Below are 26,031 nucleotides of genomic sequence, written 5' to 3'. Positions count from 1 at the left end.
GCAGTTAGGGATAGTTCAAACCATTGAGAAGTTATAGATGCTGACTATTAGGTGGTTATTCTATATATAATCCTTTTTTTTCTTGGAAATTAATAACAACTAAAATTTGCGTTTGTGTTTTTTTTGATAACTTAGATTCATAAATGATTTAACAGTCTAACCAAATTATGAAAAAAAACGCTCTCATCATTCTTACGGCACTTTTTGGTGCCTGTCTGTTTCTGTTTGCATGCAGAAAAAATATTGATAATTACTTACATGACCGGGAAAATGTCCCATCCCAGCAGATAGAATCCGCTAAGATCTGGAGATTACAGCATCTTGAAAACCGCCTATTTATAGCCTCAGGTAATTCTGGACTGTTAAGACCGCAATGGTCAGATGCTTATTCATTGAGGTCTTCTTCCGGAAAGGAGTTATTAATCGTTCCTGCCCCTGAGAGATATGTTGGAAACAAAGAATTTACCATCCGCAGGTTCTTCGTTTTTAACTCATCTTCATCCAGTGTCGATGATGGGAATATCATAGAATTTATTGGAAGGAACTATAATGTTTCGGACCATATTGACCAATTATTGAAAAATTATGATGGCCAGAGGCTGGAGGGCTTTAATGGTGGTATTATCAGATATGATATAAATTACAGGTTTATCTCCAGTGTGCATTTTCTCAACGGTAAGAAGCAGGCTTCACGTGTCAAGATAGAGAACTTTTCGGCTAAAGCGATGACATCAGCTAAGGCAAACGCACAATTAAGATCTGCAACGGCAAGTTCCGGGTCATGTGCCCCCGCAGTCAGGGAATATATCAACATGCCGCCCAATCTGGCGCCTGACTGCCTAATTCAGGCATATATGGAAGAAACAACCGTGGACGGCTGCTTGACTCACGTTACATATACTTATATCAGCCATACCTGCCTTGCCGGGGTATCTACAGGGCAGGGCAGTGGGCAAGGAGGCGGCAGCGGCAACGGAAGTGGAAGCGGGTCGGGAAGCGGCACCTCTGCAGGAAATCCGGATTATGGTGGCGGTGCTAGTTCTCCATTCAGCGGGCTTGATTTCGCAACGCTGTTAGCGGATGGAAATGCGGCTATAGAAGATATCCAGGATTATATAATGTGTTTTACTGATGGGAAAGCTGCTCAAGGGTATACCCTTACGATTTATGCCGATCAACCATATGCAAACCAGACCGACTGGTACAGAGTTGTTGCACCTACTGGTGGCGTAGTGACGAATAATCCGTATGGCGTCCCAACCGGTATCACCTTTCAAAAGGTTAGCGGTGAAAACTTTGATGTTGGCCACAGTTTTGTAACATTTGAGAAAAATAATGTTGACGGGACCAATGTTAGGCAAACTCTGGGTTTTTATCCAAAGGGAAATGGTGTAAGCTCTCCTGGAGCTATCAAAGACAATAGCGGCCACGTATATGATGTTAAATACACGATGAATGTTACGGCCACCCAGTTTCAGGCAGCCCTGGATAAGGTTCAAAGTGATTTTACAAATAAAAGATATGAACTGACAAACCTTTATGGATCAGAGTATAACTGTACCGACGCGGCAATCAGCTGGATGAATGCTGGAGGAGCAAACTTTAGTACTTACAGTTCCTATTCTGGGGTCTTCAGGAATACGCCCGGCGATTTTGGACAAGATTTAAGAGGTAGGGCAGGCGCTGTTAAGACAACTGCTTATGGGATTTCGGGAAAAGGAAAATGTAATTGATATTGTATGAGAAAGATTTTAATATTGCTTTTTGCCATGATTTTCCTGAGCCTATTCGTTGGGATACCTATAAACCATAACTGGAGCTTCGTGTTTCAGTACGAGTTTATAGATTTCCCGATGTTATTAAGGTCATATGCGGTAAGTATAAGGGAAATTATTTCGTGGACTATTGTCCTTTTATCCCATCTGGGTATAATATTACTGCCATTTTTTCTCAAGCGGGTGTATTTCAGTAAAATGCTGTTTTATTTCCCCCTGTTCTTTCTAATTGGCTTTTTACTGCTACGGATGGAATTTTTAATCCTGCTGCTTCCATTTCTGATTGTCTGGGTAATTACTTTAAGGGCCGCAAAAAAGCTTAGAAAATTAGATGAAAACCATAAATATGTAAGTTAATTTATGAAGGGCACAAATTGTGTCCTTCTAATATCAGATAGTTTTTTGTTTTTGCAAAACATCAACTAACGGGCTACGCTGTCAATACTTACTTGTTAACACCGTTATAATTGCTCCTGATAACGTAAATAATCGATAATCTAGAGTTATCAGTCTGCTCTTGTCTAACCGACTATCAAGGCAATAGACTCGTTTGCAGAGCAGCGGTGTGCAATGACAATAATATCCTGATTATTTCGATGTTCCTGCAAAGGCTTAATATTACCCTATGCTTATTTAAACAAGCTATTTTGAGAAAAGAATATTTATTTGGGTATTACCTGAGCCATTACTATTTGTAGAAATAATGAAAGAATACAATGAGACCGCAATAATAATAGGAGCCGGACCTGGTGGCCTTACCGCTGCTTATGAACTTTTGGAGAGGACAGATATTTCGCCGCTGATACTGGAAAAATCATGGGAGATTGGTGGGATATCCCGTACGGTTAGTTACAAGGGAAATAGGCTTGATATAGGAGGTCACCGCTTTTTTTCAAAATCCAAGAGGGTTATGGATTGGTGGCAGTCTTTTCTTCCCGTAGAAGATGGAAACGGCCAAAGTGAAGACGGTCTTGTAATTAATAAAAAATCGGATCCTGATAAAATCATGCTAGTCCGAAACAGATTATCAAGGATATTCTACCTACGCCGTTTTTTTGATTATCCTGTGAGCCTGAATTTTAATACCTTCAAGAATCTTGGTATAATTAGGATTATCAAGATTAGCTTTGCTTATCTAAGGATACGGCTTTCACCGATAAAGCATGAGAGAAATCTCGAGGATTTTTTTATCAACAGGTTTGGGAAGGAATTGTACGAAACATTCTTTAAAGACTATACGGAGAAAGTATGGGGGATTCCCTGTACGCAGATCGAGCCCGAATGGGGCGCACAGCGTATTAAAGGGCTTTCGATTTCAAAAGCTGTATTTCATGCAATCAGGCTAATAATAAGGGGGAAAACTTCAATTTCACAGAAAGGAATTGAAACCAGCCTGATCGATAAATTCCTATATCCCAAATTCGGACCGGGACAGCTCTGGGAAGAGGTTGCCGAGAAAGTAACCCAAAAAGGGGGGAGTATTATAAAAGACAGTGATGTCGTCAAAATAGAGTGGCTAAAAAAAGACCTTGTGGAAGTTTCGGTAATGACAGGTCCAGGCCGGGAAATAAATAAATACAGGGCAAACTATCTTTTTTCAACAATGCCCGTTAAGGAACTAATAAAATCAATGGGAAATGTAGTTCCGGAGAACATTAAAAGGATCGCAAATGGCCTGCCCTACCGGGATTTTATCACTGTTGGACTTCTAGTGAAGGAGCTTAAAATAAACCATTCTACAAATGGAGGTGTTAAAAAGGAGAAAATTTCCGATAATTGGATATATATTCAGGAAAAAGACGTCATGATAGGGAGACTACAGATTTTCAACAACTGGAGCCCGCATATGGTTGCTAACGGTAACAATATATGGCTCGGGCTAGAGTATTTTTGTAATGAAGGCGACGTATTATGGAATATGGATGATGAAGAATTTGTCCGTTTTGCGATTGCTGAGCTTGTTAAGATCGATATTATATGCGATAAGGATGTGCTGGATAGCACAATCATAAGGGTGCCAAAAGCCTATCCCGCATACTTTGGCACATACCAGGAAATAGATACTCTGATTGATTTCACTAATTCATTCGAAAACATGTTTATGATCGGAAGGAATGGAATGCATAAATATAATAATCAGGACCATTCAATGCTGACTGCGATGGTATCTGTTGACCATATACTTTCCAAAAATCAGGACAGATCAATCATCTGGAACATCAATACTGAAAAGGAATATCATGAAACGGTAACAAAAAATATTTCAGGTGAGTATGCTGCTAATTAAAAAGAAATATTTCTATATTTTATTGGCGCTGTTCAGCATTCTGTCGTTTTTAATCATTAACGCTAACAGAGCCGAAATTTCAACGGTCAAAATCACAGGGCCCTTTGGTAAAAGTGAAAGCGGTGAAGTACCGTTCAGTTCATTCCATGCGGGGGAACCGGGGATTTATATTTACGAACTGAAATTCCTTAAAACGCATCTTTTTAATGGCACGCTGCACCTTATTCCCGATGATTGCATCGAAGAAATTCTAATAAATGGCAAAAATTTGCCGTCACCACTCTTCAATAATGATGCATGTGATAACCGGAATGGGGGTTATCTCGATATTAGCAGCTTTACGACCACTCGTATAAACAGGATCACCTTGAAGGTGAGGAACAATCAAGGGCTTTACGGGCTGAATGTTATTGATACAACTTTTTATGAAGGGTACTTTTTGTTGTCCATCACTGCTTTTTCCTTATTATTTATAAGATACAGATATGTATGGGAATTATTTTCAAGTAGTTTTCATACATTTTATGTGAAAGAAAGACTGACAATCTATATTTTTCTTGTCCAGGTTTTGGCGTTGTCGGCGAGCATATTCTTGGGAGGGTATATTAAAGATCAGGGCCTGTTAAGGTGGATTCTGGTCATTCAGGTGGTTTTAATTGTCGCTGTGCCGATTACGATTTCCGTGCAGAGAAATTTTCTGTTTGGAAAAATGACAGCGGTCCTGTTCATCATGACCTTTCTAATCTGCTTGAAATACCTTTATCGCCTTTTTTATGACCAGTTTTCCTACGACGTTGAGGGCCACATCCAGTATATCCAGTATCTTATCGAAAGAGGCCGTGCACCATTGGCGTCAGGTGGGTGGGTATTTTATCATCCTTCGCTTTATTATCGGAGTGCTGCATTTTTTTATAATGCACTCGATATTAACGGCCGCTTCAATTACGAAGAGTTTCTGAAAATTATCCAGAGCTTCTCCATGTGCATTTTTATGGTATACTGCTTTTTCTCATTAAAAACTATTGATTTGATTTTCAGACAACAGTTGGTAAAGAATAATGCCCAAGTGGGAAAAAAAATAAAGTTTTGCTATCTGGCCACTGTCGGAGTCTTTCTCTTATGGAGTTCCAACCCTATGTTTTCGGTAAGGATCGGGAACGATATCCTTTTTGATCTGCTATTTTCCATGTCGTTCTATTTCTTGGTTAAATGGTGGTTCAATCCTACAGGTAGATACCTGACTTTTGCGCTTTTATTTGCTGCCCTGGATGTTTGGACAAAATCCAATGGATTTATCCTTTTTGGGATAATCGGTATCTGCTTACTCGGAAGATTAAAATTTGAAAAACAAAGAGAACATTATCTTTTCAGGTTAGCTCTCTTTACAGTATGTTTGGCAATTACGCTGTTTTTTTCATTTCATCATAAAATTGAAAAACTGGGTCATGACCCCAATGCGCGCATCCTTGTAGATAATGCAAATTCCATTGGGAGCGAAATGCATGTGGAGACATCGTTTTCAAATTTTCTAACTTTCAATCCCGTCGAATTCCTGGAGATTCCATTTACCAATGCTCTTGATGATTCGAAGGGCAGGCAAAATTTTTGGTTTTTTCTCTTCAAAACAAGTCTTTTTAGTGAATTTCCCTATAGCTTCCATGCGCTGATATTACTAGCGAAAACAATCAGTTTTTTATTTCTTGTACTCCTGACCTATTCCATAGGGGGGTTGGTTTCTGCTTTTAAACGAATGAGTGACTATCTTCCCATTATAACGGCGATTGGGACAATGATAGGCTCAATGATCCTGTTCCGGATATACTATCCTTTTTCGTGCTCCAATGACTTTCGGTACATTTTTCCGGCTGTTCTGCCTTTTGCGTTGTTGATTGGTACCTCAATGTTATTTTCATTATCGAAATCAAAGGTGCTGTTCTTTTGTTCGTGTGGAATTATCCTCGCCTTTGTAGTTTCAAGTGGCTTGTTCCAGGTCATAAATATATTGACACTTTAATATCCACAGTTGCTTTAGTATGGCTGCCATTCCTCCTTTTTCCTCCAATAAGGTCCACCTTGAAAACTCTGCTTGGTTTCTTATAGTAATATCGTTAATATATTTGTTTGTAGCTTATAACAGTTCGGGTTATAATAATGCTGATGAACATTTTCAGATCATTGAATTTGCCAATCATAAAATGGGTAGAACCCCAGTTTCTGATCTTGCATGGGAATTTAACGCGAAGATAAGACCCGGACTTCAGCCCATGATCTGCTGGATATTAATGAAACTGGCTTCATGGTTCGGATGCAATGACCCCTATGGTTTCGCTTTTTTTCTACGTGTACTTACTGCAGTTGGATATGTTTTGATTATAAGAATTTTTATCAAAGCTTATATACATGCTGTTGAGCCCAAAAACAGGAATATTTTTGTTCTGACATCTTATCTTCTATGGTTTCTGCCATATATCAATGTAAGGTTCTCATCTGAAAGCTGGTCCGGCTTATTCTTCCTGCTTAGTTTGGCTGTTGTCCAGAGGGACATGCAGGTAAAAACAACAAAACTACCTTACCTTTTAGGGTTAGTATCTGGTGTATCCATTCTTTTCCGGTATCAATCCGCAATCTTGGTTTTTGGATTGTTCTTATGGATTTTTTTTATGCGGGGACGGGATGTTGTTTTGCTCTTGAGGACAGCGCTGGTGATTTTAGCTGTTCTATCGGTAGGCTTTATGATTGATTACTGGTTATATGGGGAATTCTGTTTTACACTTTACAATTATTTTCATGTGAACCTGATCCAGGATGTTGCCTCTCAATACGGAATCTCACCATGGTATGAGATCATTTTTTATATTATTTTCTCCCCAGGTCCTTTAGGTATCTTTCTTTTCGCGGCATTGACGATACTTATTTTTCGGAAATCCCGGGAACCGATACTTTGGGTAATTATACCATTTTTAGTGGTTCATGCAATCATCCCTCATAAAGAACTTAGGTTTTTGTTCCCATTGGCCAATCTTGTACCCATCGTCTTGATGTTATCTTTCCAACAACTGGGGGATTATACGGGATGCTTCAAAAAAATAGTATGGCGTATAGTTATGATTATATTGATAGTAAGTAATGCCATGGGAATTATAAGTATTGCAACACGGGGTGCCGGTAATGGTAAGATTGCTGTCACCCAATTTATATACCGGGAATACAAAAATAAAAATATAATTTTAAACTGTGTGGAGGGACTTAATCCCTATTCAGACTGGGCGTTCCCCAAGGATAGATTTTATGAGCACCCAAGGGTTGAGATTTCTGAAATTGCTACAATATGGCAGCCAGCGTTTCTTAGAAATAAGAAAGGCTATAAAAACCTGCTTTTAATTTCAAAAGATGAAATTACCGGGCCTAAAACGGTTGAAATGTTAAGAGAGCAGAATTATGTATTGGTTTTTAAAAATATAAGTGGCTTTGTCCAAACAATAAACATGTTTTATGATCCAAAGCTGAATGATAATGTATTGTTCTTATATGAACTTAAACAGCCGGATGAGAAGGAAAAACGCGAAAAAAAATGATGTGCAAATGTTCTGTCTGCCGCAACAGAAAAATGTCGCAGCCGGTTTTATTTGCTCTGCCAGATATAAAACTCAGGAAGATCAATTGTTTCGATATCGTAATAATTCCACGCATGGACCAGGTTTATTAAAACAACCAAAAAAAGGATGGATATACCAATATATAGCTTTAATTTCCCCTCTGTCATTTCAGATATTTTGTTTTTTTGTAGTAATGGTTGAATGTAATTGCAATATAAGTCCTTTTCTCACTGGTTTAAAATCATAAAGTACTTTTTTATAAAAATCAAAAATCCCGATAGCCGATGAGGACTGTTTTTTTTTCCAGAAGTTTTTTTAGGTGCATTTTTTTGTTGATTTTTCTTATTTACATCCTGTTATGCTGGAATATTAGGATAGTCGATCTTCCGGGTCTCCATGGGGATGAGGCCTGGATGGGAATAGAAGCTAATAGCTATCTGCATCACGGGAAAGTTCATCTGCTTGGAATGAACAGCTATACGGGGATCCTCCAATCTTCTGCTTCAGCTCTTTCATTTAAAATTTTTGGAACAGGCTTATTTGGTTTGAGGATTGCTGGTCCGGCCTTAAATTTTCTTGCGCTACTTATCTTGGCATGGGGCATTGAGAAAAGGGATACCGTAATTTTGTTTTTGGTTATAGCTTTACAGTCGTCGCTCTTATTAATTTCTCCTAGGATCGCATGGGAGGTCAATACTTTTACGCTGTTTTTTTTATCCCTGGCACTTATAAGTATATTAAAGATAATAGAAAATATAGAAAAGGATAATTCTGGATGGACGTTCCTGTTTCTATTGGTTAATATATTGGGGACATATAACCACGTTATTTTTTTATGTATACCCATATCAGCTTTTGTTGGGCTGCTAGCTTGGACCTTTTTGGAAAGAGATTTCATCTTTATAAAACTGATCATCATTTTTTCGGTTAATCTGGTAAATTTAACCTTGATATTCTTGTTGATGAAATATGGTGTTGGCAGTTTTTGGTCCAGTGCAACCTATTTTTTTGTTTTGGGCATAGCGTTGTTACTCCTCGTTCAGATATCATTTATGCGCAAAATTCCGTCCATCCGTGCCAACATAACTTCAGGATTTAAAAACTATATTCTTGGAATGATAGTTTTCGGCCTTTTGTTGAATTTTCTTCACTATCATGGACTGGCATTATTGGAGGTGTTTAGTAATTATAAACTGTTAACGCATGTCTACTCTTATCCCCATCCTTGGTTTATTAAAATTGTTTTTATTGTCTGCGGAATTACTGTTATGGGCGCGATAACCTACTTTCTTTTTCAGGATATCAAAAACGGAGGGAAAGCTTCGATCCCAGCGGTTATGATCATTTCATATCTGTGCATTTTTTCTCTGTTTACAACAAATAACTCCATGAGATATTATTTGGGGATATATATCATTTTCTCTATTTATCTTGCTTCAAGGATCAACTTACGGTATACAACTGGTAAAATGATTTTAGCAGTACTTATTATAGCGGGTTTACTGAATAACATTACTATTGGGAAAATTTATCTGAGCAACAACCTTAATATTGCTGCTATCAAAGTGAAAGTGGGAAGGGATCTGATTGAAGACTCTGGACATTTTCTTCCAAAAGCGCCACTTATTAAGTTTTTACGTGACCATAGCATCGGCTCTATCTATTATGATTCAGAACGCTATTTCTTAGAGCAGCCTATTCTGTTTTACAAATTAACTGATCCATGGAAAGAGAACAAGGATAAAAGGACGATGATCGATTTTAATTATAATCCAAAAAACAAAACGGGAGGCTTTTTTTTAATCATTAAGTAAAAAATCTATTCACGTTTTACTTACCCTAGCATAAAAATATAAAAGAATCTTGAAAACCTTTCTCAACTGTACTTTTTAGAAAATGGATCGGATGTTTAGATGGTCAAACAGATCAAATCATCTGTCCAACAATTTATTAATGTATGCCACCATTTCTTTGCCATCACTAGGCCTGGGAGCTTTCATTGTATTCACATTGCCTTCCTTATCTATGATCATGTAGGTGGGAAAACTGGTAATCGAAAGCCTATCTTCTAATATGACTTGTTGACGTTCAGGTAGCCGGTAATGAACTGTATTATTACTTGTCAAGCCAAATTCCTTGATCATGTTTTTCCAGGAAACCTCCGAAGAGTTATTGACAAAATACATGAAAATGACTTTTTTTCCAACAAGGGAATCCCTGACTGATTTCACATATTTCATTTCCTTTAGACATGGTGCGCACCAAGTACCCCAGAAGTCAATATAAATTATATTTCCCTTATAAATACCGGTAAGTTCTTTGAAGATAGAGTCGGCGTTATTTGCTGACTTCAGGTGTTCTGTTCTTTTGAGGCTCTCTGAATATTCAATATCAACCTTGGTTAAGTTGACATAAAAATTTTGTTTTTTGATAATTTCAGATCGGTAAAATTCGTTCTAAATTTGGTTTATTGAGTAGTTGAACTCTTTTTGTGGCATAGCACTATTATTCACCGAATAGTAATCAGAAAGTTTCTGTACGTAAAAAAGGTTTCTAAAATCTTCATTTGGCAAAGTCTGAAGAAATATTTTATATTTTTCATTCGACAGTCTCGATAGTTTTTCACTGACCGCCATACTGATTTTATCTTGGTGCCGTTCTCGAAATGCATTCGCCAATTTCAATGTTTTCGGATTTAAAGATGGGAATGGTTTAGCTCTTATTGTGTTTTTACTCACGCTTGGGATGTCCTTTACTTGGATTTGTTCCATTATAGCATCCTTTTCGGCACTTGTTGCGGGAATAAGATTATTGCTGAGCAATTCCCCTAAAACCTCATCAAAACTAACACTAATTTGCGGTTCCTTGCTTCTGATATAATTATAGTATTCGTTCTTGAAAAAATTAAATTCTCTGATCAAGATAGATGGAACTGGTGGCGTGTTTTTATAGAGAGTATCAGAGATATAGCGGAAATATGGTTTGGGAAATCCGCTCTCTCCGGTAACCCGAAAACGTCGTGATAGTAATTCTTTTCCTAGATCGAACCGGTAATATTCTGATACAAAATACTTGAATTTTTTGCTGGCATTTGGATTTGTTAATAAATATGCACCTAGGTACCCAAGCGCCTGTTCATTTGTCTTTTTACATATTTCCAGGAATTTTTGGTAGCTACTGGTATCCAATGAGCGCCAGACCTGATCTGTAACAATGAGTGGACGTATGAGATTGAAATTAATGATCTGATTATGAAAGGTTGCGTTTTTACCCATAACCAATACCTGTTTCTTGCGAAAATCTTCGAAGTAAAAGATATGTTCACCAGGTTCAATAGCATCAAATTTTCCAGATCCAGCCCTTCCCCAATCCAATACAGCAAAGCTGGTATTCAGCAGCGGCAGGTTAAGTCTGAAAAAACCGTTTGAATCAAGGTCGGCGTAAAATCTTTCCTCTTTCCCAGTTAATACATTACTGACCATAACTGAAAACGGTTGATTTGATGGTGAATTTCGCAAATAGCCTGATATCACGGCAGTATCCAGTCCGGCAAAATGGGTATCGCGGAATGAGGTTGTATCTGTTTGTTTATCAGGCTTAAGGGCTGATTTAAAAAGGTAAGCGTTTACTAGGTTTCCGCCTTCCGAAAATTCTGCTGTGCTATCGTTCAAAAGCTTAAATTTTAAGCTTTTATTTTCGGATCCGTTATGCAGTGAAATATTTATATAGCCACCTTTCTTATTTATCAGCTCATATTGGTAGACCTTTTCGTTAAAAATGGCAAAGCTTTCAAAAAAGCCATATTTCCACTTGTTACTTACCGCATCAATCCAATTTCCCAGGAATTTATAAACTATGGGAAATTTAGCATAGGGGATGTATGTGGCTTTACCGTACCTGTCGCTAACCGTAAATGAGCTCTCGCCCTTGTATAAATAGGCAATTCTGTATGTATTATTGTTTTTTAGAAGAAAACGATATTCCTTGGCGAGATAACTGCCTCCCCATAAAATTTTCCATTTCTTTCCGTATTGATGTAAGATATTGTGATTCTTTAATATAAACCAATCATTGGCGTTGGTATTTGAAATCCATTGGTTTTTCAAAAAATCGGGAATGTTGTGATTATCAAATATAGAAAGATCCGGATCACGCTCCTTTTTAGTACATTCTTTTGCACTCGACCAATGACCAAATTTTAGATCGGCACTATTTCCTCCATTTTTTTTTAGTTCTAAAGTCAACCGTAAGCCGTCCTCATCAGTGAGCCAGATCTTATAGAGTCGGCCAATGTAGAAGGTATAATTTATCTCCAACTGGACAAGGGTTCGACTCCCTTCGGCTCCACTCTAGGGGAGAATTGAAAAATTCTCCCCTTTTTTATAGAAAAATCGTTAGATAATGCTCTCTCAATCCGCAATTCCCCTACACCGAAAGCCTCCATTGTATTCTCGTTCGATGCAGAAGGAAAGCTCCTTTCCCCACCAGGTTTCGCCCTTCTAGAAGGTCCTCAATATGCTATAAAGCTGAAAAATCAAACCTCGGCAAAAGAGCATGAAGAGGCAGTTAAATATTTCGTTGAAAAACTGAAAGAGCTGATGACCAGATTAAGTGATAAAAAGTCCCTAGTTTACCTCAATTTGCTTGCGATCATGAATGGAGACTCCATTAAAATGGTTAGCGACATTGCTGAGGTGAAAGAGCTGATAACGGTTCTTAATGCTGATGATATGGTTACAGCATGCAAGAATATGGATAATTCAAATTCTAATTTCCAACATTTTTTAGGAAAGGACTTTTTAAAAAGGGCCCTTTTTAGGCAGGTGCATACTGGCATTGTGAATTATAATGTGGGTAAATCCATGCCATTTCGCAGACCTTTTGATACTGAGACAATAGTGGATATTGCAAGTACGTCTTCTCCGATTGATAGATTAAGTCTTTCGGTTAATCTGTCTAGTTTCAGATTTAGAAAAAACAAGCACTAGAATAACTCCTGCTATTACGATAGCGTATAACAGCATGCAAACGCTCTCCCACGGTTTTAAGCTATCATAGTAAATAAATGGCTTGGGGTTTCTCTTTTTTCTCATTGTGATGATAGGCCCTGGATTTTACCGTGATTCCGCTTTCGCGCTCAACAGGGCGCTTATATATTTTTCAATATATGCCGACTTAATTGCAGATTTATATTGCATAATGAACCGTGGGTGTTCCAGAGCAACGATTTCTCCAAAGAAACCATGTTCCGCATTCAGCTTGTCCAGATAGGCTTTATTTTTTCCTGTTCCCAAGCAGAAACAGGTTTGGGTATTTACCCCCATTGATATATAGGTTTTGATATTTTCAATAGTGTAGTTTTCTACAGCCTTCAGTAACGCTTTGCTGTCGTAGTAATTGTAATTCTTTTCCCGTCCCTGTGAATCAATGGAGGTGAAAGCCAGCGGGCAGGGAGAGTTGATATAGAAGTCGCGGTAAAATCTTTCTACCCCACCATAGGCGGTTATCATCTCATAGATAAAGACTGATGAAAGTTCATGCGCCATTCTTCCGGTATAGGGAATGCCGCAGGCACTGATCAGCCTTTTAGGGTCTGTAAATGGGATTCCGGTCAGGCCAGCGCCATGCCTGCTGGGATTGATGCCCAAAATAAGATGCCGTTGCTGGTGATCATCGTAGAATTTTTTGTAAAAGGTTCTCACAATTTCCATCGTCTGGGGCATTTCCTGGTAAGGGTTTATTGCCCTGATGCCCGGTGGTAATGGGAGACCAGTATACCTTACCTGTTCGTCGAAACGGATTGCCTTTTCGCCAAATCTATATTCATTTTTTAAGCTCATACATCGTTGATTTTTGGGGATTATTACCGCTCATATATATAAAAAGATGGTTTGGGGATAGTCCAAAAAAAATTATAGTTAAATTTTTTCGATCCTGACATTTATTGTCTGTTACTAATCAGCAATCCATCCACATCGGTAATGTATTGATATCAGTGCAGGCGGGAACGCAGGTATATCTAAATATGTCGTAATTTAGTAATATGGAGATCAAAATCAAACGGATATACGATACTCCTTCAGCCAGTGACGGCACAAGGATTCTGATAGACCGGCTTTGGCCCCGCGGCCTGACTAAAGCCCAGGCAGACCTGGACCATTGGCTGAAGGAGCTTGCGCCTTCAGCAGCGCTAAGGAAATGGTATAACCATGAACCTCTTAAATACCGGGAATTTCAACAAAAATACCTGGCAGAGCTTTCAGAGGATGACAGTCTGGAAAGTTTTCTTGAATTTATAAGGCCCTTTAAAACAGTTACACTGGTATTTGCTGCAAAGGATGAAGCACTTAGCAACGCGCACGTTTTGCAACAGGCACTTATCAAACGGCTTGGTGCTTGAATTCAGGCGAATCGCCTTGTAAACTACTGAATATATCTGCAAATTAGTGAAGTTTTTTACATCCTGATCTAATCATGCGTAACAAAAAGATAGATATGATTGAGGTTTTGGATAGGGATGCTACCTTTATCAAAAAAAAACATCTATGAAAGCATTTTTAGGAATGGGCCTGTTGGGCTCGAATTTTGTAAAAGCAATGCTCCGCAAAGGAGAGGAGGTGCAGGTGTGGAACAGAACTGCATCAAAGGCGAAAGCACTTGAAAGTGACGGCGCAAAAGCCTTTGAAAGTATTACCGATGCAGTGAAAAATGTCGACATCATTCACCTCACCCTTAAAGATGATGATACCGTAAATGAAGTTTTAGATGCTGCCAGCGCAGGATTTAAGCCAGGCATAACAATTATCGACCATACCACCACTTCGGCCAAAGGAGCTATTGAAAGAACTGCTTCCTGGAAAGCCAAAGGCATTACCTATCTCCATGCTCCTGTATTTATGGGGCCACCAAACGCACTGGAAAGTACCGGGAATATGCTGGTTTCAGGCAATCAGGAAGAAATCCAGAAACTAACACCTGAATTATCAAAAATGACAGGAAAGTTGATCAATTTTGGTCCGGAAGAAGGGAAAGCCGCCGCCATAAAACTGGTCGGAAATCTTTTTCTGATTTCGGTTAACGCAGGCTTGTCAGACGCGCTTGCACTGGCTAAAGCATTGGATATTCCGGCTACCGATATATCCACACTGTTTGAGTCGTGGAACCCTGGAGCGGGTGTGCCGGCAAGGTTCAGTAAAATACTCACAGGTGATTTCAGTAAACCATCATGGGAACTGGATATGGCGCGTAAAGATGCTGGTTTAATGATGGAGGCCGCAAACGGAGCAGGCGTGAAACTCAACGTGATCCCAGCTGTGGTTTCGGAAATGGACAACTGGATCGCTAAAGGACATGGCGGAGACGATTGGAGTGTAATTGCGAAAGATAATCTTTAGTTAGATATGACGTTGAATTAAGGGGCACAATTCGCGAAATCTCCAGTAGTCCACATGTTCTTCTATGGGGGAAAAAATGAATTATTGGTTTTCAGCGCATATCAGTTGTAATGAAATAAAAGGATGGATCATAAATATAGTGGTGTTATACAATAGCCTATCTTTTTATTGATCAATCCTGTTTTACGGAAATGAAGTCAAAATACCCATTTGTCAGCTCATTACTTACGGATATGGATTAGCCGTTTTTTTAAGATGATGAATCTCTAGTTTTACATTAATAAATTTTTAATTAATCTAAGATCTACTCGAATCATGAAAAAACTTATCTTATCGGGGATTGTAGCTTTGTTTGCCGTATTCTCAATGTCTTCTCCGGCCAATGCCAAAAGTTTTCTAAAACCCTTACCACCAACCAACGCACTTGCGGCATGGTCAGAAGGATATCAATACGCTATGTCGCACGGATGGGGGCAGGAAGATTCTCTTTATTGGGCCCACGTTCAGATGCAAATCTGGATCAATCACCATAGCTAGACCGGGTGACAACAATACAGATTGCTTTAATGCAATGGATCATCTGACATAAGATGATCCAGTTCGAAAATTATTGCTGTGGTAGCAACAGGATCATTTTCCCAGGTGATGAATTTCTTTCAATGATCATTAGGCTGGGGAATTAGATCACATGCTTAACCAAAGAGGCTGTAGATTGTATCATAGCGCTACAGCCTCTCCGTTTTAAGTGCTATGCAGAAAAATACGGCTCATTTATTTTCTGTCGCCACTGATTATTTTTGATATAATGCCTTTGTCTGTTCCCCGATCAGCCAAAAATACCCCAACAACATGAATGATGATAAACAGCACGACATAATAAAGTGATTTGACGTGTATAAATTCTATCAGCTCTTTAACACTTTTAGGTCCATTTACAATCATGAAACCTGTAGTTAATGATACAAGAAGCAGGACATAAAAAACAATATACACCCAGGATTTGAATTTTTCTTTAAGGCTTGCCTGTTTAGAAGATGGATTGGTAAATGCAATACCCTGATACCAGGTAATGGCCATTCGGATAAGATAGAGTCCGATCAAAACATATCCGGTAAGCACATGGTAATTCCACATGGGTTTCCGAAGATCCTTGCCGATGGAAGCCGCATCGGCTGCAGAGATATGTAGGCCTTTTTTTGCCAGGCTTTCGGATAATATTTCTCCGAAATGATCTTTGTTCATCCAACCCATTCTTAAAAAAATAGTCAGCAGCAAAAAAAGTATCGCTATTGCCATTGCCCAATGTATTAATCGGCTGGCCAGGTTAAACCGTTTTTCTCTCATATTTTCTAAATTAAATTTTCAATATTTAAATGGTGTATTAACCTTCTTCTCCACCGTTTTTCATTTTCATTAAAATGGCATAGGCATTTTTGGTTACAATATTTGCCGGTTTATTTTTGGTTTTGATCTGTGTAAATCCATCCAAACTGGCGCCGGTTTCAACTGGGACCATCTTATAACGATAACTGCCCATATCCTCAAAAACATAATATTTGTTTTCCCATTTTACAATCGCATCTTCTGGTGCTGCTTCTACAACAGCATTGGAAACAGAAATTGAGGCATTCAAAAATGTACCCGGTAATAACTTCGCATCAGCATTTTCAATGTCGCAATGTACACTTGTGGTTCTGTCGCCTTCAATGCTTGGGGTAATCAAATGTATTTTAGCGATATACTTTTTGTCGGGATTGGCCGACGTGCTACAAATAATCTCCTGACCGATTTTTAAATTCGCCGCATCGGCCTCAAAAACAGTCAGGCTTGCATGCAATGCACCCGGACTGATCAACTCAAAAAGGACATCCGTAGCATTCACATATTTTCCGGCATTGGTATTTACCTTCGTAACATAACCGCTAATGGGCGCCACAATTTTAATGCTTCTGGTGATATTATCTTCGGTTAATGTTATCGGGTTTATGCCTACGAGCCGTAACTTTTCTGCAAGCGATTTCATCAATACCCTTTGGTTATTAAATTCACTTTCAGTCTGTTGAAAAATCTTATCGCTTGCCGCCTTGGTTTGGTTCAAACCCTTTTGCCTGGTGTAATCGGCCGAAGCGAATTTGAGCTTGTTTTTAGCGGTAAGATAATCCTGTTGTAACTGAATGTACTGCTGGTCTTCAGCAGTGGCGAGAACAGCACCTTTTTTCACCAGCATACCGGGAATCAGCATCATTTTTTTGATGTATCCACCCATGGGTACACTAACCGAATAGGTATTTTCGGGCGGAACATCGGCCACTCCGTTTACATTAATGGTATTGTGCATGCCTTTTGTTTCGAGTCTGCCCGATTCAATTCCCGCATTTTTAACCTGAGCGGCGGTCAGTTTTACTTCGTCATCACCTAATTTGATCACGGTATCGGCAGAAACCGCCGTTTCAGTTTTCTCGCGATTGCCACATGCTGTGAATACAGCCATGCAAAGCACTCCGACTTTAAATATATTCTTCATTTTGTGTTATTTACCTGTTGCTGTTAGTCTTTCTATTTCAAATGCAGCATTGTTTAGCTGTTGCACTTTATCGAAATATTCGGCCTTAAGCTGTATAGATTGATTAATTAATATTACCCAGTCGAGATAAGCGATTTCTCCGGCGCTAAGTTTATCGGATGCGGTCCTGATAATATCACCGGCATTGCTTAAGCTGATTTTTTGGTACGACCTGATTACTTTGTCCAATTGTAAATGCTTTTGAACAGCGTTTTCGAGTTCGTGATCAATTGCTTTTTTTGTTACCTCCAATTCCTGCTCTTTTTGCTGGATAGCAATTTTAGCGGCTTTAATTCTTGATTGCTGCGCACCAAAAAATATAGGGATGCCCAGGCCAACACTTACCGATGAAAATCTTTTGCTTTTATCGAAATATTGTTCTGTCCCGAAACTGTTGGTTTGCCAGCCAATGATGCTCGAGTTATTGTATCCAAAACTTAAAGACGGAAGCAGTTTGCTGCTTTCGAGCGATCTGTTTCTTTTGGCCAGTTCCAGTTGCGCCGCACTTAATTTTAAGGTTGGGTTATTACCTGTTTCCTGATCTTGAACCCGATTGAAGGCATAGATTAAATCGGAGGCTGCGGGTTCCAAATCCTGGTTACTGTTTAATAAAAACCTGAACTCTTTCAGGCGCTGCCCATAATCAATGGCCAGCATTTCGAGCTGATTGGCAATCTGCTGTTTCTGGTTTTCGGCCGTTCGGAGTTCCAGGACATCAATATCCCCTGATTTAAACCGTTGTGATGATTTATCCAGAAAGGCACTGTAAACACTATCGGCCCACACTAAAAGTTTACGTTTTTCTCTTAGTAAAACAATGTCGAAGTACACCGATTTGACTTCAGTTTTAAGCGACAAGGTTCTACCGGTCAACTGCACCTCACTAATTTGAGCATTGATTTGATGTACAGCTGTTTGCTTTCCATAAACGGTTGGGAAATCGAAATTTTGAACAAGTGCAAATTTATTGTCGTTTGCCAGGCTGTTCAGTTTTCCATAATCAAAGCCAACTTCAGTTTTTGGGACATCAAATCCGCTTTTGCTCAATTGTTTATAATATTCAACTTCGGTTCTGGCTACCTGGAGCGAAGCATTGTTTTTAACAGCGGTATCTAAAGCCGCATCGAGATTGATCTGCTGTGCATTTGACTGGTTTATCCCCAGAAAGACAAAAAACACAAGAAGGGCCAGTTTGCTTTTAGGTTTAAAATAACCAAAACCTTTTTCGAACAAAATGTATAACATCGGTAAAACAAATAAGGTAAGCATGGTAGAAACCAGTAAGCCGCCGATAACTACCGTGGCAAGCGGCTTCTGTACAGCGCCACCCGCTCCGGTGCTAATAGCCATTGGTATAAAACCAAGTGATGGCACCAGGGCGGTCATCAATACTGCCCTGAGTTTTGATTTAGTGGCGTGGATAACGATTCGTTTTACATCCATCCAGCCCTCTTTTTTTAAACGGTTAAACTCGGTTACCAATAAAATTCCATTTAGCACAGCCACACCAAAAAGGGCGATAAAGCCAACACCTGCCGAGATACTAAAAGGTAAATCCCTGATCCAAAGTGCAAATATTCCTCCCGTGGCTGATAAAGGGATAGCGGTGTAAATAAGCAGTCCCTGTTTAACAGAGCTGAATGCAAAGTAGAGCAGCAGGAAAATGAGTAACAGTGCAATGGGCACCACAATCGCTAGACGGGATTTGGCTGCCGTCATGTTTTCAAATGAACCGCCATAAGAAATGGTATACCCCTTTGATAACTTGAGTTCTTGCCCGGCCTTTTGCTGAAGTTCCTCTACAATCGACTGTACATCTCGGTCCTTAACGTTAAAGCCAACGATGATCCTCCGCTTGGTATCCTCACGCTGAATCTGGTTTACACCTTCGACCTCATCAATATTTGCCACCATGCTTAAAGGGATCTGATTACCAGCTTTGGTGAGGACCATTAAATTTTCTACATCTTTGATGTTTTTCCGTGCAGCTTCATCAAGCCGCACAACCATATCAAAACGTTTTTCGCCTTCGTAAACCTGACCGGCAATCTGCCCGGCAAATGCCGTATTTACCACCCGGTTTACATCGCCAACGTTTATGCCGTATTTTGCCATGCCATCGCGGTTATATTTGATCACCACCTGTGGCATTCCGGTAACCTGCTCCTCATACACATTAATGGCACCTTTAACAGTTCCGATGATCCCGCCCAAACGTTTGGCATAACTGGCGAGTGAATCGAGGTCTTCTCCAAATATTTTACACACCACATCTTGTCTTGCGCCCGTCATCAGTTCGTTAAAACGCATCTGAACCGGGAACTGAAATCCTACGGTAATTCCGGGGATAACCTCCACGGCTTTTGTCATCTTCGCACTCAATTCGGGAAATGAGGTTGCGGAGGTCCATTCCTTTTTTGGTTTAAGGATCACCATCATATCGCCGGCTTCAAATGGCATGGGATCTGTAGGCACCTCGGCACTTCCGATTTTAGTTACGATCTTGATCACTTCAGGGAATTGACCCAGCAGGATTTTTGAAGCCTTTTGTGTTGTTTCTATCGTATTGTTCAGGTTACTGCCCGTTAATAAACGGGTTTCTACTGCAAAATCGCCTTCTTCGAGCTGTGGAATAAATTCGCCCCCCAGTGTACCCATAATGAAGACAGAGATGGCAAAAAGTGAAACGGTAACTGTTAATATGGCTTTGGGATACCTGAGCACTTTACTTAACAACGGCTGGTACCTGCGCTCCAGCCAGGCCATCAATTTATCGGTCAGGTTTTTTTTATGGCTGATGGTTTTATTCAGGCATAAAGCCGACATCATCGGTACATAGGTAATAGAAAGTATAAATGCACCCAAGATGGCGAAAGCGATAGTCCAGGCCATGGGTTTGAACATTTTGCCTTCAATGCCTTCGAGTGATAGAATGGGAAGGTAGACGATAAGGATAATAATCTGGCTAAAAACAGCCGATTTAATCATCGAGCCTGTCGATTTCTCCACTTCATTATCCATTTGATCCTGATTGATTCGGTTCAACGACCTGAAATGTTTACTGTGGGAAAAGCGGTGCAAAATGGCCTCCACTACAATTACCGATCCGTCTACAATCAAACCGAAATCAATAGCACCCAACGACATCAGGTTGCCTCCAACGCCAAATCTGTTCATCAATATAATGGCAAACAGCATCGATAAAGGAATTACAGACGATACAATTAATCCTGCACGAAGATTCCCCAAGAAGAATACCAGAACAAAGATGACAATCAATGCGCCTTCCATCAAATTGGTTTCTACAGTACTAATGGCATTATCCACCATTTTTGTCCGGTCCAGAAAAGGCTCTACAAGCACGCCTTCCGGAACCATTTTTTGGATCTCGGCAATTTTCTCTTTCACGCGTTTTACCACAACCGACGAGTTTTCACCTTTCAACATCATGACCACTGCGCCGGCAACCTCGCCCTGGGCATTGTAAGTCATTGCCCCGTAGCGTATTGCCGAGCCATACTGCACTTTTGCCACCTGCCCCATCAGTAGAGGCATGCCATTGTCGAGCGTTTTGACAACAATTTTTTCAATATCCGCTAAACTTGTGGTCAATCCCTCACTTCTGATATACAGCACGGTTGGCCCTTTTTCAATATAGGCCCCACCGGTATTTTCATTATTTTTTTCCAGGGCATCAAAAATTTCGGCAATGGTTAAGCCATAAGCCTTTAACTGGTCTTGTTTTACTGCAACCTCATACTGTTTCAATCGGCCGCCAAAACTCGACACCTCTGCTACACCGGGTGTGCCCAGCAACTGTCGCCTCACAATCCAATCCTGAATGGTCCGGAGAGACTGGGCATCATATTTCCCTTCATAACCTTTTTTTGGGCGGACAACGTATTGGTATATTTCGCCCAGACCTGTAGAAACAGGGGCCATTGCCGGTGAGCCAATTCCCTGGGGAATTTCTTGCTGAACTTGCTGTAGGCGCTCTGCAATTTGTTGCCGGGCCCAGTAAACATCCGTTTCTTCATTAAAAACAATGGTTACAAGGGATAATCCGAAACGGGAAAAACTCCTGATCTGTTTTAATCCAGAGATACTGCTACAGGATTGTTCGATTGGGAAGGTAATTAAACGCTCTATATCAGGAGCACCTAAAGATGGTGAAACCGTAATAACCTGAACCTGATTATCCGTAATATCAGGCAGGGCATCAATGGGTAGTTTGGTTACCTCATAAGCTCCCCAACCCACGAGGGAGAGAACAAATAAGGCAATGATCAGCTTATTCCGAACGGAAAAGCCAATAATCTTATTTAGCATAATAAATTATTTAAAAAGGATCGACATCATATTCAGGGGGGATGAACCATCCCTGAAAAAAAAGAAATAAGTAGAAATTATGCTAAAAGCATCGGTGGCCTGAACAGGCTTCCAAATGTAGGGTTACTATGTATGCGTTCGTAATTGAAGCTGAAATCTGTTAACAGATTAAGACAAGCAGCTTTTAACAGCGTAAATTTTTCAGACGGAACAGCTATCGAGATCACATGATGGCCATCAATTTTTTTGAAGGGCAGTTTCATATCCTCTTCATCGTCGTTATCATTTAAGTCCTCCCCAAAATAATGCATTTCGAGAAAATCGACGAAACTGACATTTGAATCGAGATGATGGTGCTGGATAAAATGGGAAATAAGCTGGGGCATCTTTGCAAGCTCCCGGATGGAAGCATTGAATAGGATCACTGGGAAGATCAGGAAGATGACAACTTTGTTCACACCGCAAATATAGGGAGTGCAGCCCGAAGATCAAACCGGTAAAGCTATTAAGTCTGTTACTTAACCTTATCCATCAAAAGCCAGTTTAGTCATTTAAATCGATTACAGCATCTTTGAGCGATGGGGGAGGATATTGATAAGACGTTTAATCCAATTCATTGATATTTCTCACGCTAACACCTGGCATGGTTTTAAAAATATCCTGCATATATTTTCTATGGTTAGCACCTGCAATTACGACTACTTTCCCCGCACCTGCCTTTTTCGCCCCATTTACCACATTAGCGCACATCGTGTTGTTTCTCAACAGCCACCAATGGATTTTGGAAAGCATCTCTTCTTTAGGGAAATTATCGAGCTGGTACATCTCCGGGAGGTAAAAATCTCCTGAAGCAGAAATCATCGCCGCTTCATCTGTGTTTAACCATTCGGTTACCTTTTCTGAAGTCTTTTCAATTTCCTCATATTTTTCAAATCCTTTATTGATTTTATTTAAACTGGATTTCAATTCATCTTTAACAGATACGGGAGCCTCCTTCCTGAAGAGATTAAATTTTTTATCAAAGGCGGCCCATGATGCGTTCCAGTTTAAATCATACTCCTGACTGTCCATCGGAAGCAGTTCAGTAATTCCCATTTCCTGCATCAGTGGAAAAGCAATACGTGCATATTCAGAAGTTTTCAGCCTTTTCATACTTCTGCCGGTGGTATCCAAACCTGGGCTCAGTATTTTGTTTACATAATTTTCAAGATCAGCGTTAGGTGATTTCTGGAGCGCTTCGTAAACTTGCCAGAACTGGTAATGGGCATTCGAAACATCCTGGTTTAGGTAATAGGCATGCGCCAAATCTGTTTTGATGCGAAAGTCTTCAGGTCGTCTTCCAGCTAACTTTTTTAAGCTGTCTATTGTTTTTGTAATAGCTTCAGGCTTTATATCCCGGTTTTTCTTAAGCCGTTCAAGGCGCTTAATATTATCCTGCTTACACCAGTAGTCCATAATATTCTGCTCATCTTGTTTACTTAAAAATTCTCCGAAGAAAGCAGTCGGCTTAAACTTTTTAATTTTTTGGTAGATACCCGAAAAATCTTGCTTAGGGTAGGTGCTGTAATTGTGGGAAACACCGATCAATAAGATCTCTACTTTTTGCGCATAAATAGTGACAGGCAGGAGCAGGGTAATAAACAGTAAGTGTGCGTATTTCATTTGTTGAGGTATTTGTATAGCCCTGTTAATTTTTGATCAACGTAAAGGATATCGTTTAAGTTCCTTTAAATAAATCTATAGAAATTTCTGATGAAGAAAAAATGTAATGAGAAAAGAATAAAGTTTTCCAATCTTTCCCGGTATAGAGATTCATGAATGTCTGATGATCCCGTTTTGTTTAGCAATGGTCGGTTTACATTATTTCATAAGCCAATCTATCCGGATAAATTGGCATTTTCTTCTAGCTGTTATCTATAACTATGATCTGTAAAGGATAACATCTAGTTTTTTGACTGACAAAACATTTGTCTGAATTTCCTGTTTGTTTAGAATAACTTTTGGGTAGCCCTGGCAATCCGATGGTTTTAACAATTAAAAGGTATTGAATGGCTAAATCCAAAATGCAGCTAGAAAAACAATCTTCGGGCGCAATCTCAAAAACATTAACAGGAATATCCGGACTGGATGAAATTACGATAGGAGGGATTCCTACGGGTAGGCCTACACTGATATGTGGCGAAGCCGGATCAGGTAAAACACTTTTTTCAATCGAGTTTATCGTTAGGGGAGCCTTATCTTATAACGAGCCAGGGGTTTTTATGGCCTTTGAAGAAAAAGCTGATGAACTTAAAACTAATGTAGCCTCCCTGGGTTTTGACCTTGATCAATTGGAGAAGGATAAAAAAATCAGACTCGATTATGTACATATCGACCGCTCAGAAATAGAGGAAACCGGAGAATATGATCTGGAAGGCTTATTTATACGTTTAGGTTACGCCATCGACAGTATCGGTGCCAAACGGGTAGTGCTCGATACAATAGAGAACCTGTTTTCGGGCATGAGCAATGAAGGCATCATCCGTGCCGAAATCAGAAGACTGTTCCAGTTTCTGAAATCAAAAGGTGTTACCGCCATTATCACTGGCGAAAGGGGCGAAAAGAGCCTCACCCGCCAGGGACTGGAAGAATATGTATCAGATTGTGTGATCCTGCTCGATCACCGCATTATCAATCAGATCTCTACCCGCAGGCTGCGCATTGTGAAATACCGCGGATCGGTCCATGGAACCAATGAATATCCGTTCTTGATCGATGATGAAGGCATATCTGTTCTTCCGGTTACTTCGCTCGAACTTAATAAAGAGGTATCGTCAGAAAGTCTTTCTTCTGGGATTTCGGCATTGGATAAGATGCTCGGAAATAAAGGCTTTTATAAAGGAAGCAGTATTTTGGTTTCGGGAACAGCGGGTACCGGTAAAACCAGTATCGCGGCAAGTTTTGCGCATGCATGCAGTTTAAGAAAAGAGAAATGTCTGTTTTTTGCCTTTGAAGAATCGCCAAAACAGATTATCAGGAATATGCGTTCGATCGGTCTCGACCTGCAGAAACATGTAGATAGTGGATATCTTGAGTTTTACGCTTCACGCCCAACGCTTTACGGTTTGGAGATGCATCTGGTGGCCATACATAAAGCGATCAAAAAATTTAAACCTGCTGTTGTAGTACTCGATCCCATTACCAATCTGATTACTATCGGCTCGGTTAGTGAAGTGAAAACGATGCTGGTACGTTTAATTGATTTTTTACAGGCTGAGCAGATTACGGTGATGTTTACTGCACTTACCCTAAACAATATCGTAAACGAACAGACTGATGAAGGGGTTTCTTCACTGGTGGATGCATGGTTACTGATCCGCGACATCGAAAGCAATGGCGAACGTAACCGTGGTCTTTACATCATGAAATCGAGGGGGATGAAACATTCTAATCAGATCCGTGAATTTGTGATGACCGATCATGGCCTCGATCTGGTAGACGTATTTTTATCAGAAGACGGAGTGTTAACCGGTTCGGCAAGGGAAGCAAGGGTATTGTTGGAACAAACAGGCGAGATTATCCATGCACAGGCGGTGAGCAGAAAAGACCGTGAACTCATCCGCAAACGCAGGATACTGGAATCAAAGATTGAAGGACTGAGATCGGAATACGAATCGGCCGAGGAAGAACTGAACAAGGTTTATGTAGAAGAGGCTTTAAAGAAACAGATTATGGGCGAAACCCTGTCGAAAATTACGGATCTTCGCCGCGCGGATGTTGCTTCAACAGGAAAGCAGGCGTCTAAAACAAAGAAAAGATAGTGGGTAAATTATATGAACTCCGGCTATACGTAGCCGGGAAAACAAGTAAATCGGTTGTTGCACTCGAAAACCTGAAAAAAATCTGTGAAGAACATTTAAAGGGGAAATATAGCATCGAGGTGATTGACCTGTTGGTGAAGCCACAACTGGCAGAGGGAGACCAGATTTTTGCCATCCCTACTTTGGTAAAAAAGGTGCCTGAGCCCGTGAGAAAAATTATTGGCGATCTTTCCAATGAAGAAAAGGTACTGGTAGGACTTGATATCCGTTCAAAAACGATAGGTTAA

At 39.9% G+C, this 26,031-nt stretch carries 21 protein-coding genes; 12 read left to right on the top strand and 9 right to left on the bottom strand.

What is annotated here, in order from left to right; translation table 11 throughout:
- Window positions 1–167: 167 nt before the first annotated feature.
- The 5 genes from AC04Q1_RS05760 (at window position 168) to AC04Q1_RS05740 (ending at window position 7,637) form a co-directional block, all read left to right on the top strand.
- Window positions 168–1,733, top strand: coding sequence for a hypothetical protein (locus AC04Q1_RS05760; RefSeq protein ID WP_478362688.1), 1,566 nt, complete (start codon window positions 168–170; stop codon window positions 1,731–1,733).
- 6 nt (window positions 1,734–1,739) lie between these two features.
- Window positions 1,740–2,132: a hypothetical protein gene (locus AC04Q1_RS05755; protein WP_478362686.1), complete on the top strand. Its 393-nt coding sequence runs from the start codon at window positions 1,740–1,742 to the stop codon at window positions 2,130–2,132.
- 346 nt (window positions 2,133–2,478) lie between these two features.
- A complete protein-coding gene (locus AC04Q1_RS05750; RefSeq protein ID WP_478362684.1) occupies window positions 2,479–4,062 on the top strand; it encodes an NAD(P)/FAD-dependent oxidoreductase in 1,584 nt (527 codons plus the stop codon).
- Entirely contained in the window at window positions 4,049–6,076 is a 2,028-nt protein-coding gene (locus tag AC04Q1_RS05745; RefSeq protein ID WP_478362682.1) for a hypothetical protein, read from the top strand. The genes AC04Q1_RS05750 and AC04Q1_RS05745 overlap by 14 nt, the downstream gene beginning before the upstream one ends.
- Before the next feature lie 19 nt (window positions 6,077–6,095).
- Window positions 6,096–7,637 (top strand): glycosyltransferase family protein, encoded by a 1,542-nt coding sequence (locus AC04Q1_RS05740; RefSeq protein WP_478362680.1) that lies wholly within the window; start codon window positions 6,096–6,098, stop codon window positions 7,635–7,637.
- Between the two features lie 496 nt (window positions 7,638–8,133).
- Here the strand turns inward: AC04Q1_RS05740 and AC04Q1_RS05735 are convergent, their stop codons facing one another.
- Window positions 8,134–8,577, bottom strand: coding sequence for a hypothetical protein (locus tag AC04Q1_RS05735; RefSeq protein ID WP_478362678.1), 444 nt, complete (start codon window positions 8,575–8,577; stop codon window positions 8,134–8,136).
- Between the two features lie 469 nt (window positions 8,578–9,046).
- Here AC04Q1_RS05735 and AC04Q1_RS05730 point away from each other — a divergent pair, with 469 nt between their 5' ends.
- Window positions 9,047–9,472 (top strand): hypothetical protein, encoded by a 426-nt coding sequence (locus tag AC04Q1_RS05730; protein WP_478362676.1) that lies wholly within the window; start codon window positions 9,047–9,049, stop codon window positions 9,470–9,472.
- Between the two features lie 117 nt (window positions 9,473–9,589).
- On the opposite strand, the gene AC04Q1_RS05725 is transcribed toward AC04Q1_RS05730, so the two are convergent.
- Together AC04Q1_RS05725 and AC04Q1_RS05720 are read right to left on the bottom strand one after the other, a co-directional pair.
- Window positions 9,590–9,964 (bottom strand): TlpA family protein disulfide reductase, encoded by a 375-nt coding sequence (locus tag AC04Q1_RS05725; RefSeq protein WP_478362838.1) that lies wholly within the window; start codon window positions 9,962–9,964, stop codon window positions 9,590–9,592.
- Window positions 9,965–10,114: 150 nt separating this feature from the next.
- A complete protein-coding gene (locus AC04Q1_RS05720) occupies window positions 10,115–11,902 on the bottom strand; it encodes a hypothetical protein (protein ID WP_478362675.1) in 1,788 nt (595 codons plus the stop codon).
- Between the two features lie 354 nt (window positions 11,903–12,256).
- Here AC04Q1_RS05720 and AC04Q1_RS05715 point away from each other — a divergent pair, with 354 nt between their 5' ends.
- Window positions 12,257–12,646: a hypothetical protein gene (locus AC04Q1_RS05715; protein ID WP_478362674.1), complete on the top strand. Its 390-nt coding sequence runs from the start codon at window positions 12,257–12,259 to the stop codon at window positions 12,644–12,646.
- A 126-nt stretch (window positions 12,647–12,772) separates the two neighbouring features.
- On the opposite strand, the gene AC04Q1_RS05710 is transcribed toward AC04Q1_RS05715, so the two are convergent.
- On the bottom strand, window positions 12,773–13,498 hold the full coding sequence (locus AC04Q1_RS05710; protein WP_478362672.1) for an SMUG2 DNA glycosylase family protein: 726 nt from the start codon (window positions 13,496–13,498) through the stop codon (window positions 12,773–12,775).
- Between the two features lie 203 nt (window positions 13,499–13,701).
- Here AC04Q1_RS05710 and AC04Q1_RS05705 point away from each other — a divergent pair, with 203 nt between their 5' ends.
- From AC04Q1_RS05705 to AC04Q1_RS05695, 3 genes are all read left to right on the top strand, one after another.
- Window positions 13,702–14,058 carry a DUF488 domain-containing protein gene (locus AC04Q1_RS05705; protein ID WP_478362670.1) on the top strand — a complete coding sequence of 119 codons (357 nt, stop codon included), beginning with the start codon at window positions 13,702–13,704 and terminating at the stop codon, window positions 14,056–14,058.
- A 145-nt stretch (window positions 14,059–14,203) separates the two neighbouring features.
- Entirely contained in the window at window positions 14,204–15,052 is an 849-nt protein-coding gene (locus AC04Q1_RS05700; protein WP_478362668.1) for an NAD(P)-dependent oxidoreductase, read from the top strand.
- Window positions 15,053–15,367: 315 nt separating this feature from the next.
- Window positions 15,368–15,589, top strand: coding sequence for a hypothetical protein (locus AC04Q1_RS05695; protein ID WP_478362667.1), 222 nt, complete (start codon window positions 15,368–15,370; stop codon window positions 15,587–15,589).
- A gap of 234 nt (window positions 15,590–15,823) precedes the next feature.
- Here AC04Q1_RS05695 and AC04Q1_RS05690 read toward each other — a convergent pair whose 3' ends face one another.
- From AC04Q1_RS05690 to AC04Q1_RS05670, 5 genes are all read right to left on the bottom strand, one after another.
- Window positions 15,824–16,396, bottom strand: a complete 573-nt coding sequence (locus AC04Q1_RS05690) for a cytochrome b/b6 domain-containing protein (RefSeq protein ID WP_478362665.1) — start codon at window positions 16,394–16,396, stop codon at window positions 15,824–15,826.
- Window positions 16,397–16,433: 37 nt separating this feature from the next.
- Entirely contained in the window at window positions 16,434–17,576 is a 1,143-nt protein-coding gene (locus AC04Q1_RS05685) for an efflux RND transporter periplasmic adaptor subunit (protein WP_478362664.1), read from the bottom strand.
- A gap of 6 nt (window positions 17,577–17,582) precedes the next feature.
- Window positions 17,583–21,944 carry a CusA/CzcA family heavy metal efflux RND transporter gene (locus AC04Q1_RS05680; RefSeq protein ID WP_478362662.1) on the bottom strand — a complete coding sequence of 1,454 codons (4,362 nt, stop codon included), beginning with the start codon at window positions 21,942–21,944 and terminating at the stop codon, window positions 17,583–17,585.
- A gap of 77 nt (window positions 21,945–22,021) precedes the next feature.
- Entirely contained in the window at window positions 22,022–22,402 is a 381-nt protein-coding gene (locus AC04Q1_RS05675; RefSeq protein WP_478362661.1) for a hypothetical protein, read from the bottom strand.
- 145 nt (window positions 22,403–22,547) lie between these two features.
- Entirely contained in the window at window positions 22,548–23,606 is a 1,059-nt protein-coding gene (locus AC04Q1_RS05670; RefSeq protein WP_478362660.1) for a DUF5694 domain-containing protein, read from the bottom strand.
- A gap of 386 nt (window positions 23,607–23,992) precedes the next feature.
- Between AC04Q1_RS05670 and kaiC the strand changes: the two genes are divergently transcribed.
- Window positions 23,993–25,744 (top strand): circadian clock protein KaiC, encoded by a 1,752-nt coding sequence (gene kaiC / locus AC04Q1_RS05665; protein WP_478362658.1) that lies wholly within the window; start codon window positions 23,993–23,995, stop codon window positions 25,742–25,744.
- Window positions 25,744–26,031 carry a circadian clock protein KaiB gene (kaiB, locus tag AC04Q1_RS05660; protein WP_478362656.1) on the top strand — a complete coding sequence of 96 codons (288 nt, stop codon included), beginning with the start codon at window positions 25,744–25,746 and terminating at the stop codon, window positions 26,029–26,031. The genes kaiC and kaiB overlap by 1 nt, the downstream gene beginning before the upstream one ends.

It is taken from the genome of Pedobacter humicola (assembly GCF_056490705.1).
Note: the sequence above shows the minus strand (reverse complement) of the source record. Positions and strands in the feature narration are given on the sequence as shown.